Raw genomic sequence first — 12,491 nt, 5'->3', positions numbered from 1 at the left:
TCGGCGTTCTCAGTCCCCGCGACCGCGAAATCTCTGCCAGTACTTCGCACCCTGCAGGCAGTCGCCCGCACGGCGCAGGCTCACTCCTCGACGAGTAGCCCGGTCTCCGCAGCCAGCAGCGGTGCCACCAGTGAGAGCTGAAGATCACTGACGGTGGCACCTCGCGAGCCCGAGATCGACCGCAGCGCAGCGAAATCCAGACCCCGCAGATCAAGATCGACATTGCTGCAACCCCGCAGGTCGATCTCCTCGCACCGGCAGTCCACGAACGCCACCCGCTCCGACGACGCACCCGGCATGTCCACCGACTCGAAGACGCAGTCCTCGAAGAGCACATCGGTCAAGCGGGCATCGCGCAGGTTCACGTAACCGAATCGCAGACCGCGCACGAGCACTCCGCGCAGCGTCGCCGCCGACAAGTCCCAGGACCCCACCCGGCCCGCGCCCACAACGCAGTTGCGCCAGATCGAACCCGCCGCCGCCCACGTCACCGCCTGCACCGATGACATCGATACGTCCACGAACGTCGTTCGTGCAGAAACGAATTCATCCAACCTGAGCGAGGTGAACGAGCATTCGAAGAACTCTGCCCGGTCCACGTCGAGCGCGCCGGACAGATCGGCGTACGCCATGCCCTCGGCGTCGTCCTCAGCGCGCGGTGGCAGCGACGCGGCCACCACATCGGAAACGGACGGCGCCAACAGGCGCGGGGCCGCGACCATGGGTCTTAATGCAGCGAGCCAGCGTCGTGCCGGACCTTGGTGCCCTGCCCGGCGGCCTTCAGGTCTCGGCGCAACTCGTTCGGAAGCGCGAAGAGCAGCGACTCCTCGGCGGCGGTCACGGGCTGGACGTCGTCGTACCCGCGGTCGGCCAGGAAGGTGAGCACATCGCGCACCAGCACCTCCGGCACCGAGGCACCCGAGGTGACACCCACCGTCGACACCCCTGAGAGCCACGCCTCGTCGATCTCGTCGGCGTAGTCCACCAGGTGCCCGTCGCGAGCGCCGTGCTCCAACGCCACCTCCACCAACCGCACCGAGTTGGAGGAGTTGCGCGAGCCCACCACGATCATCAGGTCGGTCTCCGGCGCCATCTGCTTCACCGCCAGCTGACGGTTCTGCGTGGCGTAGCAGATGTCGTCCGACGGCGGATCCTGCAGCGCGGGGAACTTCTCCCGCAGCCGTCGCACGGTCTCCATGGTCTCGTCCACCGACAACGTGGTCTGCGAGAGCCACACCACCTTCGAAGGGTCCCGCACCTCGACCTGATCCACGTGGTCGGGCGACTGCACCAGGATGATGTTGTCCGGCGCCTCACCGGAGGTCCCGACGACCTCTTCGTGACCCTCGTGGCCGATCAACAGGATGTCGTAGTCGTCGCTGGCGAAACGCTTGGCCTCGCGGTGCACTTTGGTCACCAGCGGACACGTCGCATCGATGGTCTTCAGGCTGAGCGCCCGCGCCTCCTCGTGCACGATCGGTGCCACACCGTGCGCCGAGAAGATCACCGTCGCGCCTTCCGGCACCTCGTCGGTCTCGTCGACGAAGATCGCGCCACGCTTCTCCAACGTGGTCACCACGTGCTTGTTGTGCACGATCTCTTTGCGCACGTAGACCGGCGGACCGTAGAGATCCAGCGCTTTCTCGACCGTCACCACGGCCCGGTCCACGCCGGCGCAATACCCGCGGGGAGCCGCGAGCAGGACCCGCTTCGCTGAGGACGTCATGGGTTCCATGGTAGGCGGCGCCCGGAAATCGATTGGTCACCCGGCAACCACCCGGCGTACCGTGAGACACATCATGAAGAACTGACCGAGCCCCGTCCCGCGCCGAGGATGACCCCTCGGGATTGTTCTCGACTGCTCGGAGTCTTCATGTCGAACACGTTTTTCGCTGACCCCCTGGGTCCCCTGATCGCCGAGGACGTCACCCGCTCCTTCGACGGCCGGACCGTCCTCGACCACCTCTCCTTCACCGCCGCACCGGGCACCCGCCTGGCCGTCGTCGGCGAGAACGGCGTGGGCAAGACCACGCTGTTGCGCATCCTGGCCGGTGTCGACGGGCCCGATTCGGGTCACGTACGCCGACCCGCCGACCTCGTGTACGTCCCCCAGGACCCGGATCCGGTCGCCGGCACCGTCGCCGACCTGCTGGCGGCGGCGCTGCGACCGCTGCGGGAGGCGGTACTGGAACTGCAGCGCTTGGGCGAGGCCCTCGATAGCCCGGATCCGGACGGCACGCGCGCCGCGGCGTACGACCGGGTGCTGGCGTGGGTCACGGCCTACGACGCCTGGTCGGCCGACGAACGGGTCGCGGCCACCGCGAGCGCCCTCGGCGTCGCGGACCTGACGCCGGAGCGACCCGTCGGCAGCCTCTCCGGTGGTCAACGCACGCGGCTCACCCTCGCCGCCGCGCTGGTGCGGCGGCCGGCTCTGCTGATCCTCGATGAGCCGACGAACCACCTGGACCCGGCCGGTGTCGAACTCCTGGAACACGAATTGCCAACGCTGCCAGGGGTTGTCGTCTTCGCCAGCCACGACCGGACCTTCCTGGACCGAGTGCCCACGCAGTTGCTCGATCTTGATCCGAACGCGTTCGGGACCGATGGCGAAGGTGGCCGGCGCTTCGGCGGCGGCTGGTCGGCGTACGTCGATCATCGCGACGCGGCCCTGGCCCGGTGGGCGCAAACCCACCACGAGCAGCAACAGGAGCTGCGCGCATTGCGTGCACAGACCCGGCTCGGCACCGAGTCAATCGCCCACAACCGGCCGCCGCGCGACAACGACAAGTTCATCTACGGCTTCAAAGGGCAGCGGGTGCAGAAGACCCACGCCCGCCGGCTGGCCCAGACGGAGCGACGCCTGGCGGACGCGGAGCGCACGCAGGTGCGAAAGCCCCCGCGGCGGTTGAGCTTTGACGCTCCGCTGACCGCAGGAGCGCGCGCGTCCGGTGAGGTGGTCCAGCTGCGCGACGTGCACGTGAGCGGCCGGCTCCGTCTCGACCGACTCGACGTCACTGCGGGTGAGCATCTGCTGGTCACGGGCGCGAACGGAGCCGGGAAGTCGACGTTGCTGGCGGTGATCGCCGGACGGCTCACCCCGGATCACGGGACCGTGCGCGTCACCGCACGACGGATCGGCTACCTGCCCCAGGACGTCACGTACGACGACCCGGACCGTACGCCGGCCGACCTCTTCGGCGCGGACCACCCGGTCACCCTGCGCGAACTGGGCCTGTTGCTGCCCCGGGACGAACACCGTCCCGTCGGAGACCTCAGTTCCGGGCAGCGACGACGATTCGCACTCGCTCTGCTTATCGCGCAGGCACCGGACCTGTTGCTGCTGGACGAACCCACCAACCACATCTCGCTGCAACTGGCCGGCGAACTCGAGGAAGCTCTTGGCCGCTCACCCGGCACAGTGGTCGTCACCTCCCACGACCGGTGGCTGACGCAGCACTGGGCCGGGCCGAGCGTGGCTTTACGGTAGGGCCATGGCCTCCCTGCCCGACCGCGCGCTGGACACCAGCGCCGAGCAACCCTGGCCGGTGCGCGTGCTCTCGATGAAGATCGAGGAGTACGTCGCGAAGATGTCGCCGCTGTGGGTCGAGGGGCAGATCGTCCAACTGACCCGGCGACCGGGATCACCCACCTGCTACGTCACGCTGCGCGACCCCGAGGTCGACATGTCGCTATCGGCCACCGTGCACACCAACACGCTGGCCGCGATGGGTCCGAACATCGCCGAGGGCACGCGCGTGGTGGTGCATGCCAAGCCGACCTTCTGGACCAAACGCGGCACCCTGCATCTGGACGTGCGCACCATGCGGCACGTCGGCGTCGGCGAACTGCTCGCCCGTCTCGAGCACCTGAAGCAGCTCTTGCGCTCCGAGGGCCTCTTCGACGCTTCCCGCAAGAAGCCGCTACCCTTCCTGCCGCGCCGGGTCGGCCTGATCTGCGGGCGGGGTAGCGCGGCGGAGAAGGATGTCGTCGAAAACGCTGTGCGCCGTTGGCCGGCAACGCGATTCGAGATCCGCACGGTTGCGGTTCAAGGCATCGGCACGGTCGAACAGGTTAGCGCGGCGCTCGCCGAACTCGACGCGGCCCCGGAGGTCGACGTCATCGTGATCGCCCGCGGCGGTGGGTCGTTCGAGGATCTGCTGCCGTTCAGCAACGAGGCGCTGCTGCGCGCTGTCGCGAGCGCCCGCACCCCCGTCGTGTCCGCGATCGGCCACGATGTCGACACTCCGTTGCTGGACTACGTCGCCGACGTGCGAGCCTCCACGCCCACCGACGCGGCATCGCTGATCGTGCCGTCGCTGGCCGAGCAGACCGCGCTCCTCGCCGCGTTGCGACAGCGCTCCGGCCAGCTGCTGCGAGCCCGGGTGGCCGGCGAGCGCCGCCACCTGCGAGCGCTGACCAGCCGACCGATCATGGCGCAGCCGGGCACGATGGTGACCACTCGGCGTACGTCGATCGAGGACTTGCACGAGCGTGCGCTCCGGGCGACCTCCCGCCGGCTGGAGCGGGAACGCACCGCCGTCACTCATCAGCGAACCCATCTGCGCGCGCTGTCTCCGCTGCAGACGTTGCAGCGCGGGTACGCCGTGGTGCGTCTGGCCGATGGTTCGGTGGTGACCGCCGAAGGGCAGGTCACCACCGGGGACGCGCTCACCGTCACCGTCGCCGACGGCCGGTTCCGCGCCACCCGCACCGACTGATCCTCGCTACGGCGACGACACCGCCGGAGCGCCCGCAGCGAGCGGTTGTCGGTCGTCCATCTCCCGCCACCGCGGGTCCAGCGCGGGAAGCATCGTGACCAGGAAGTACGCCGCGCCCACCGCCGCCAGGGCCCAGGAGATGCCCAACCGGCTGGCCAGCAGCCCACCGAGCAGGCCGCCCAACGGCATCAACGACCAACAGATCGCGGTGGTCAGTGACGACACCCGGCCCATCAGCGGCTCCGGAATGCGCTCGTAGATCACGGCACCCAGCACCGGGTTGATGAAACCGGACGCGAACCCGGCCCCCACCGCGACCAGCAGCAACGCGATGAGCGGTACGTCGATGGCCATGGCGATGAATCGCGGAGCTCCGGCGACCAGGAAGGCCACGAGGTAGACCGCGTAGCGGGGTAGCCGCTGCGCCCAGACCGATGCGACCAGAGCACCGAGCGCGGCAGCCGCCCCGAAGGTCGCGAACAACAGCCCGATGACCCGGGCGCCTCCCCCGCTGTCGACCGCCCAGACGGGGACGAGCACGGTGCTCCAGGAGGCATCCAGCAGGTTGGTCAGGGCCACCATCGCCGTGATACCGACCAGCACACGGTCCGTGCGCAGGAAGGCGAACCCCTCGCGCAGGTCGGCCACGTAAGACGATGAGGACGCTGTCGAAGACTCGGGAGAGACCCGCAGAGCCGTTGTGGCCCAACCGAATACAACCGCCGACACGGCGAAGCTCGCTGCGTCGATGAGGAGCGCGTTCGCGGCTCCGGCGCTGGCGATGAGCAGTCCGCCCAGCGCAGCACCGACCATGGATGCGGTGCGTTCGATCGTTCCGAACAGCCCCGTGGCCCGCTCCATGGGGATCGCGGCATGCCGCACCACCGACGGAATGATCGCGCTCTTGGCCGCGTCACCGGGACCCCGCAGCGCACCCGCAAGCGCAACCAACGCCACGAACACCGGGAACGGCAACCGGTCGGTGTCGTGCAACACCGGGATCGCGCCGACCACCACCGCCGAGCCCAGATCGCAGGCGATGGCCACCGGGCGAGCTCCGAGCCGGTCGATCACCGGCCCCACGAGCACTTTGCCGACCACCAGGGGTAGCGCCTCGGCAAAGGCGACCACGCCGGTCTTCGCGGCGCTGCCGGTGGTGGCGAGTACGTAGAGCGGGATCGCGATCATCGTGATCCGTGTGCCCAGCAGCGAGATGGCCTCGGAAACGAGGGTTCCGACCAGCGCCCGCATCACTCCTCCTCGGGCAGGTCGTCCCCGGGGGCGATCGCGCCGGGGTAGGGGAAGGCGTTGATCTGCACGACGAATCGCTCGGCGCCCGGGTCGTCGTCCTCCGGCAGCCCGGACAACCAATCCTCGAGCTTGGCCGTCAGCTCCTGGGCGTGCTCGGGCGTCATCCGGTGATGGAAGTCGCTGAACGTCGAGGCTCGACGCCACTGAGCCGGTAGCAGAGGTCGTTCCTCCACGGCGCGCTGCAACTGCTGCTGGTAGATCGTTACGACCGTCTGCAGATAGGCCTCGACCTGGTCCCGCTCCTCGGGGGTCGCAACCTCCTCGGCGTCGACGCTGGTGGAGGTGTGCCTGGCCCGCCACCAGCGCTCGCGGCCACCGGCGCGGTCGGGGTCATCCTCGATGAACCCGTGCTGGGCCAGCTGCCGCAGGTGGTAGGAGGTCGCCCCGGTGTTCAGACCCAGCTGCTGCGCCAGGGAACTAGCGGTCTGCGGACCGTTGACGCGCAGCAGCCCGAGCATGCGCAACCGGGCCGGATGCGCCAAGGCGCGCAATTGATGGGGCGAGGGGCTCACGGAATCAGGCACACCCCGAGTGTGCCACTCCAAAGAACCGTTTGCAAAGACTTCTTTGCAAACGGTTCTTTGCGAGAGGTTAGAACCAGGAGGTGAAGCGGGCGTACGCCGTGCTGAAGGCCCATGGCGACTGAGCGATACCGGAGCAGTCGTTCTGGCCGGCCTTTCCGGCGCAGGTTCCGTTGTCGCGTTGCAGGGCCCAGAAACTCATCAAAGACACACCCTTCTGCCGCGCCCAGGACACCAAGGACCTCGCCTGGTCGACGCTGTAGGTCTCCGTCGGGCCGAAGTCGTCGATCCCGATCATCTGGGTGATCCCCACACTGCGCCACAACTGCGTGGTCGTCGCGTGCGGCAGGATCGTCGACTTCAGTTGGGCGGTCAGACCGGTCGCGGCCGTCTCGGCATCGGCCAGCATGTCGTGCTGGACGCCGTCCCAGTAGTCGAAGGTCATGATGTTGACCACGTCGATCTTCGCGTGGAACTTCGCCGCGGACGCCAGCACCGCCAGCCCGCTGGGCGCAAGACCCTGGGGCGTCGAGGGTAACGTGTAGGAGAAGGACACCGGGTAGTGGTGTCGCCTACCCCATTCCTGCACCTTCGCAATGGCCAGGTTGCGACGATCGACACCTGCGGCGTTGTTGATGGAGTCGGCTTCGATGTCCAGGTCCACCCGGTGCACCCGATACGTGGTGAAGAGCTTGATCAGCGACGCGGCGATCTTGTCCGGGTCGCTGCAACTGTCGCCCAGTTCGGTGCCCGTGGTGTCCGCGGTGTATCCGCCCAGCGACGGGATCACGTTGCCACCACGCCGCTGGATCGTGCGGATCTGGTCGCCGAAGGCGGCAGCCTCGACGGGCTTGGTCGCGTCGCCGGCCCAGGTCAGATCGCAGGAGCCGGGAGCAGCGGTTTGCAGGAAGGCCAAGGTGAGGAACCGCGAACCCGACTGCTGGGACACCGCGGCCAGATCGTCGACCTCGGTGACATCGACGTACGGCGCGGCCACCTGTGAGGGCAGACCGGACGTGACGATGGACGGCGGCCAGTGCCACCCGTGCACCGCCGCCGGGTTCGTCGTGGCCGTGGCCGTACCCATCCCCGTCGTGACCGTGGCCAGCGCGGCGGCCAGGCCGGCCGCGTACCGAATTTTCCTCATGATGACCTCTTTAGTAAGGATTGTTAACAAATCCCGCCGGTACCCACGCTATTGCAGTCACGACGGCCGTGGCGCTGTGCGCTCAGGCCGATTCCGGCGGCAGCCACCAGCCGTCCGCAGTAACGGTCCCGTGCGCCTACGCTGGAGCGCATGACCGACCCGCAGATCGAGGACCTGTCCTACGAAGAGGCGCGTGACGAACTGACGGCCATCGTTGCGACGCTGGAGGCGGGCAACCAGAGCCTGGAGGAGAGCATGGCGCTGTGGGAGCGCGGCGAAGCCCTGGCCCAGCACTGCCAGCAGTGGCTCGACCAGGCCGAGAAGCGCATCGAGGCGATGACCGCCGAGCAGATCCAGGAGTTGCACGAAGAGTGACCGCGCTCGACACCGCCGACCCCGGATTCATCGACGATCCCTATCCCACCCTGGCCGCGTTGCGGGCTGAAGCGCCCGTCGTGTGGCATGACGGCTGGGGCATGTTCCTCGCGACGACGCACGCCGCCGTCACCGACACCCTGAAGAGCCGCGACTTCGGTCGTATCTGGTCCGACTTCGAGCCCGAGGACCAGATGGCACAGGTCAACTCATTGCACCGCAACCAGTTGATGGAGAACGAGCCGCCCGCGCACACCCGGCTGCGCCGACTGGTCGCCGGCGCGTTCGGACGTGGGCACGTCGAGCGGATGCGCCCCCGCGTGACCGCCCTGGCCGAAGAACTGATCGACTCGTTCGAGGGCGGCGACATCATTGCCCAGTACGCCGAGCCGCTGCCCGTCTTCGTCATCGCCGACCTGTTGGGTGTCCCCCGGACCGACCACGCCGACCTGCGCCGTTGGTCGCAGGCGATCGTGCACCTCTACGAACCCGGCACCACGCAAGCCACGAAAACCGCTGCGGCACAGGCAGCCGATGAGTTCTCGGCGTACGTGCGGGACGTCGTCGCCTTCCGCGAGCAGCACCCGGGCGATGACCTGATCACCGGGTTGATCGCCGAGCGCGCGGAAGGCGACCGGCTCAGCGAGGACGAACTGGTCGCGACCGTGGTCCTGCTTCTGAACGCCGGCCACGAGGCGAGCGTCAACGCGTTCGGCAACGGTCTGGTCGCCGCGCTGCAGCACCCTGACCAATGGCGGCGCCTTGTCCGGGCGGAGACCGACATAGCCGTCGCCGCCGAGGAATGGCTGCGTTTCGACGCGCCGCTGCAATTGTTCGAACGCACCGCCGTTGCCGACACCCAGGTCGCGGGTGTCCCCATCGCGCAGGGTCAGAAGATCGCCTGCCTGATGGGTTCGGCCAACCGCGACGAAACCGTATTCGGCGAGAGCGCAAACCGATTCGACCTAGGGCGCGACCCGAACCCGCACGTCGGGTTCGGTCTGGGGCGGCACTTCTGCGTCGGTGCCCCGCTCGCCCGGGTGGAGTTGCAGGCCTCGATCGCGACCGTCGTACGCCGATTCCCGGCTCTGCGACTCGAGGCCACCACGCGGCGACCGACCTGGGTCCTTCGAGGCTACGAAGCCGTCGAGGTCTTCAGCGCCTGACTGATCGGCTGGAGGGCGCCGGCGAACTGCTGCAGTTGCTCCCAGCTACCCAGCCCGGTCACCGCGGTCGACAACCCGGACAACGGGGTGCTGCGCACGAGCGACTTCTGGTCCTTGCTGGCCCGGTCGTACTTGGTCCAGGTGACCCCGTCGATGGTGACGGTGCCCGCCGGCACACCGGAATAGGTCTGCTGCTTGACCCAGTCCGCGTCACCGTCCTTGGTCTGCAGAACCGCGACGTAGCCGCCGTTGGGTGCGTCGTAGCCGGCCTGCCATGTGGCGGGCTGCTTGTCGAACGTGAGCAGCGTGACGTTCTGTGCGGCCCAGCCCTCCGGTAGACCGACCGGGATCGCGACATCCCACTTCTGCCGGGCGCCGATCTCCCGCGCGATGCCCTGGGGGTCGGCGACCGGCGTACTGACCGAACTGACCCGCGGCACCATCGCGACCCACACCGCGACGGCGGCCAGCAACACGATCATCGAGATCACCATGCTGCGCACGCCACCACGCATGCGGCGCGGCGCCGGCGCGGGGGCCTCTTCCTGCGTTGCGGTGTCACTCACCGGTCCATCTTCCCTCATCGGGCCCGATAGGCTCGGATCGGCCGACGCCACCGGGCGATCGGGAGCAAAGGAGCACCCATGTCTGAGATCAGCGACATCCCCGACCGCAACCTCGCCCTCGAACTGGTGCGGGTCACCGAGGCGGCCGCGATGGCCAGTGGCCGGTGGGTCGGCCGCGGCGACAAGAACGCGGCCGACGGCGCTGCCGTCGAGGCGATGCGCAAGCTCATCTCCTCGGTCTCGATGCGCGGCACCGTCGTCATCGGTGAGGGCGAGAAGGACGAGGCACCGATGCTCTACAACGGCGAACTCGTCGGTGACGGCACCGGTCCGGAGGTCGACGTGGCGGTCGACCCCGTGGACGGCACCACTCTCACCGCCAAGGGCATGAACAACGCGGTCTCGGTCATGGCGGTCAGCGAGCGACACTCGATGTTCGACCCCAGCGCCGTCTTCTACATGGACAAATTGGCGGTCGGCCCGGAGGCCGCCGACGTCGTCGACATCCGCCTCCCGGTGAAGGAGAACGTCAAGCGGGTAGCAAAGGCCAAGGGCAGCAGCGTCTCCGACGTCACCGTAGTCCTGCTCGACCGGCCGCGGCATGCACAGATCGCCGAGGAGATCCGCGAGGTCGGCGCCCGCATCCGCTACATCTCCGACGGTGACGTGGCCGGCTCGATCAGCGCCGCCCGCCCCGGCACGGGCATCGACCTGCTGCTGGGTATCGGTGGCACCCCCGAGGGCATCATCAGCGCCTGCGCCATGAAGTGCCTGGGCGGCACCATCCAGGGACGGCTGTGGCCCAAAGACGACGACGAGAAGCAGAAGGCACTGGACGCCGGCCACGATCTGGACCGCGTCCTGTCGACCGATGAACTGGTCACCGGCGACAACTGCTTCTTCGTGGCCACCGGGATCACCACCGGCTCCTTGCTCAAGGGCATCCGCTACTACGCCGGCGGCGCCACGACGTACTCCTGGTGATGCGTTCCAAGAGCGGCACGATCCGCACCATCGAGGCCGAACACCGCCTCGACAAACTGCGCACCTACGCACCCGGTGTGAAGTAGGCGCGATGGCCCGGGTTCTCGTCGCCGGAGAGGCCTTGATCGACGTCGTACGGCGACAGGACGGATCCGTCGAAGCGCACGTGGGCGGCAGTCCACTCAACGTCGCCGTCGGGCTGGCCCGCCTGGGCCACGAGACCGAACTGGCGACCCACATCGCTGGGGACCCCTACGGTGCGCTCATCGTGGGCCAGCTGGCCGAAGACGGCGTCGGTCTCACCCCCGGCTCGGACACCGCGGCCCGGACCAGCACCGCGCAGGCCACCTTGGCCCAGGACGGTTCTGCCAGCTACGCGTTCGACATCGACTGGCGGTTCGAGCAGCAGCTCTCCCACGACTTCGGGCATTTCCACACCGGCTCGATCGCCGCCGTCCTGCAGCCGGGAGCGATCCAGGTCGAGCACGCCGTCCGCACCGCCCGCGAACACGCCACCGTCTCCTTCGACCCCAACGCGCGACCGTCTTTGATGGGCGACCCGCACGATGCTCGCGCACAGGTCGAGCAGTTGATCGGCCTGTCCGACGTGGTCAAGGCAAGTGATGAGGACATCGCCTGGCTCTACGGCCAGGAGGCCTCCCTGGATGCGGTGCTGAACCTGTGGGGTCAACTCGGCCCGTCGCTCACGGTCGCTACTCTCGGCCCGTCCGGCGCACGGATGCACCTCACGCGTACCGGGGAGTTCGCCGACGTGCCAGGGGCTTCCGTGGATGTCGTGGACACGGTGGGCGCCGGGGACTCGTTCCAGTCCGGGCTGATCTCAGGCCTGCTGGGCGCCGGGCTGCTCGGCGGCCCCGAGTCCCGCACCGCCCTGCGCTCAGCCGGCCTTCAGGACGTCCTACCCGCTGCCCTACGGGCGATCGCCTGCTCGGCGATCACGGTCTCCCGCGCAGGGGCCGACCCGCCCCGCCGCGACGAACTCCCGGTCTAACGCGGGCCGGGGCGGATCGAGAGCTCCTCGATGCAGGCATCCCGACCGATGGTGAGCGCCAATCGCACTGCGGCAGCAACGGATTCGGGTTTGAGGTAGAGCGACTCGTCGTACTCCTCCCCTTCGATCTGCTTCAACTCCCGCTGCATGTCGGTTGCCACCCGACCGGGATGGATGCCGGACACTCGTACGCCGTGCGACCGCTCCTCCTCCCGCAGCGCGTCGGTGAACGCCCGCAGAGCGAACTTGGAGGCGGAGTAGAGACCACCCTTCGCGTTGGACCGCAGGCCGCTGCCGGAGTTGATCGTGACCACGGTCCCCCGTGCTGCCCGCAACAGCGGCAGCAACTCACGCGTCAGGTCGGCAACCGCAACCACGTTGAGCTCCAGCGTCTTACGCCAGTCATCACGTGACAGGTCGGCAACCGTGCCCGACCCGAGGACGCCCGCCGAGTGCACCACCGCATCGAGGCGCTCCACACCGGCCACCGCCGCCGCGACCTCGGAGGGCGAGGCCAGATCGGCTACGAAACCCGACGCCGACGGGTACGACGCGACCGCTTCGGTCACCGACGAAGCCGACCGTCCGCCGATCAGCAGGTGATGATCGGGCGCCAGGGACTCGGCGACGGCGGCGCCGATCCCGCGCGTGCCGCCGGTGATGAGGACAACGGGAAGCTGCACGATGCCAG

The 12,491-nt window shown here is 68.5% G+C and carries 12 protein-coding genes and 1 pseudogene; 6 read left to right on the top strand and 7 right to left on the bottom strand.

Annotation, left to right across the window (positions count from 1 at the left end; all coding sequences use genetic code 11):
- Window positions 1-80: 80 nt before the first annotated feature.
- Both ACFQBT_RS03635 and ACFQBT_RS03630 read right to left on the bottom strand, forming a co-directional pair.
- The gene (locus tag ACFQBT_RS03635) at window positions 81-722 is read right to left on the bottom strand and encodes a pentapeptide repeat-containing protein (RefSeq protein ID WP_377820446.1); all 642 of its coding nucleotides are present in this window, start codon (window positions 720-722) and stop codon (window positions 81-83) included.
- A gap of 5 nt (window positions 723-727) precedes the next feature.
- Window positions 728-1,735 (bottom strand): 4-hydroxy-3-methylbut-2-enyl diphosphate reductase, encoded by a 1,008-nt coding sequence (locus tag ACFQBT_RS03630; protein ID WP_377820445.1) that lies wholly within the window; start codon window positions 1,733-1,735, stop codon window positions 728-730.
- A 138-nt stretch (window positions 1,736-1,873) separates the two neighbouring features.
- Here ACFQBT_RS03630 and ACFQBT_RS03625 point away from each other — a divergent pair, with 138 nt between their 5' ends.
- Both ACFQBT_RS03625 and xseA read left to right on the top strand, forming a co-directional pair.
- A complete protein-coding gene (locus ACFQBT_RS03625; RefSeq protein WP_377820444.1) occupies window positions 1,874-3,487 on the top strand; it encodes an ABC-F family ATP-binding cassette domain-containing protein in 1,614 nt (537 codons plus the stop codon).
- A gap of 4 nt (window positions 3,488-3,491) precedes the next feature.
- Window positions 3,492-4,718, top strand: a complete 1,227-nt coding sequence (xseA, locus tag ACFQBT_RS03620) for an exodeoxyribonuclease VII large subunit (protein ID WP_377820443.1) — start codon at window positions 3,492-3,494, stop codon at window positions 4,716-4,718.
- A 6-nt stretch (window positions 4,719-4,724) separates the two neighbouring features.
- On the opposite strand, the gene ACFQBT_RS03615 is transcribed toward xseA, so the two are convergent.
- The 3 genes from ACFQBT_RS03615 to ACFQBT_RS03605 form a co-directional block, all read right to left on the bottom strand.
- Window positions 4,725-5,969, bottom strand: a complete 1,245-nt coding sequence (locus tag ACFQBT_RS03615; RefSeq protein WP_377820441.1) for an MFS transporter — start codon at window positions 5,967-5,969, stop codon at window positions 4,725-4,727.
- On the bottom strand, window positions 5,969-6,553 hold the full coding sequence (locus ACFQBT_RS03610; protein ID WP_377820439.1) for an ArsR/SmtB family transcription factor: 585 nt from the start codon (window positions 6,551-6,553) through the stop codon (window positions 5,969-5,971). The genes ACFQBT_RS03615 and ACFQBT_RS03610 overlap by 1 nt, the downstream gene beginning before the upstream one ends.
- Before the next feature lie 67 nt (window positions 6,554-6,620).
- On the bottom strand, window positions 6,621-7,697 hold the full coding sequence (locus ACFQBT_RS03605) for a glycosyl hydrolase family 18 protein (protein ID WP_377820437.1): 1,077 nt from the start codon (window positions 7,695-7,697) through the stop codon (window positions 6,621-6,623).
- A gap of 150 nt (window positions 7,698-7,847) precedes the next feature.
- Here ACFQBT_RS03605 and ACFQBT_RS03600 point away from each other — a divergent pair, with 150 nt between their 5' ends.
- Both ACFQBT_RS03600 and ACFQBT_RS03595 read left to right on the top strand, forming a co-directional pair.
- The gene (locus ACFQBT_RS03600) at window positions 7,848-8,072 is read left to right on the top strand and encodes an exodeoxyribonuclease VII small subunit (RefSeq protein WP_377820436.1); all 225 of its coding nucleotides are present in this window, start codon (window positions 7,848-7,850) and stop codon (window positions 8,070-8,072) included.
- A complete protein-coding gene (locus ACFQBT_RS03595) occupies window positions 8,069-9,238 on the top strand; it encodes a cytochrome P450 (RefSeq protein WP_377820434.1) in 1,170 nt (389 codons plus the stop codon). Before ACFQBT_RS03600 ends, ACFQBT_RS03595 begins: the two co-directional genes overlap by 4 nt.
- On the opposite strand, the gene ACFQBT_RS03590 is transcribed toward ACFQBT_RS03595, so the two are convergent.
- The gene (locus ACFQBT_RS03590) at window positions 9,208-9,804 is read right to left on the bottom strand and encodes a DUF4245 family protein (RefSeq protein ID WP_377820433.1); all 597 of its coding nucleotides are present in this window, start codon (window positions 9,802-9,804) and stop codon (window positions 9,208-9,210) included. The two genes, ACFQBT_RS03595 and ACFQBT_RS03590, sit on opposite strands and share 31 nt — an antisense overlap.
- A gap of 78 nt (window positions 9,805-9,882) precedes the next feature.
- Between ACFQBT_RS03590 and glpX the strand changes: the two are divergent.
- Both glpX and ACFQBT_RS03580 read left to right on the top strand, forming a co-directional pair.
- A pseudogene (glpX, locus tag ACFQBT_RS03585) lies at window positions 9,883-10,874 on the top strand (class II fructose-bisphosphatase).
- A 5-nt stretch (window positions 10,875-10,879) separates the two neighbouring features.
- Complete coding sequence (locus ACFQBT_RS03580) at window positions 10,880-11,800, top strand: carbohydrate kinase family protein (RefSeq protein WP_377820431.1); 921 nt, start codon at window positions 10,880-10,882, stop codon at window positions 11,798-11,800.
- Here the strand turns inward: ACFQBT_RS03580 and ACFQBT_RS03575 are convergent.
- Complete coding sequence (locus ACFQBT_RS03575) at window positions 11,797-12,486, bottom strand: SDR family oxidoreductase (protein ID WP_377825339.1); 690 nt, start codon at window positions 12,484-12,486, stop codon at window positions 11,797-11,799. The two genes, ACFQBT_RS03580 and ACFQBT_RS03575, sit on opposite strands and share 4 nt — an antisense overlap.
- Window positions 12,487-12,491 lie beyond the last annotated feature (5 nt).

Origin of the sequence: Branchiibius cervicis (assembly GCF_042661605.1) — a bacterium.
Classification (GTDB): domain Bacteria; phylum Actinomycetota; class Actinomycetes; order Actinomycetales; family Dermatophilaceae; genus Branchiibius; species Branchiibius cervicis.
Note: the sequence above shows the minus strand (reverse complement) of the source record. Positions and strands in the feature narration are given on the sequence as shown.

Coding starts and splice junctions, on each gene's coding strand:
- ACFQBT_RS03635 (WP_377820446.1), bottom strand. CDS start 722: ATGGTCGCGGCCCCGCGCCTGTTGGCGCCGTCCGTTTCCGATGTGGTG.
- ACFQBT_RS03630 (WP_377820445.1), bottom strand. CDS start 1,735: ATGGAACCCATGACGTCCTCAGCGAAGCGGGTCCTGCTCGCGGCTCCC.
- ACFQBT_RS03625 (WP_377820444.1), top strand. CDS start 1,874: ATGTCGAACACGTTTTTCGCTGACCCCCTGGGTCCCCTGATCGCCGAG.
- xseA (WP_377820443.1), top strand. CDS start 3,492: ATGGCCTCCCTGCCCGACCGCGCGCTGGACACCAGCGCCGAGCAACCC.
- ACFQBT_RS03615 (WP_377820441.1), bottom strand. CDS start 5,969: ATGCGGGCGCTGGTCGGAACCCTCGTTTCCGAGGCCATCTCGCTGCTG.
- ACFQBT_RS03605 (WP_377820437.1), bottom strand. CDS start 7,697: ATGAGGAAAATTCGGTACGCGGCCGGCCTGGCCGCCGCGCTGGCCACG.
- ACFQBT_RS03600 (WP_377820436.1), top strand. CDS start 7,848: ATGACCGACCCGCAGATCGAGGACCTGTCCTACGAAGAGGCGCGTGAC.
- ACFQBT_RS03580 (WP_377820431.1), top strand. CDS start 10,880: ATGGCCCGGGTTCTCGTCGCCGGAGAGGCCTTGATCGACGTCGTACGG.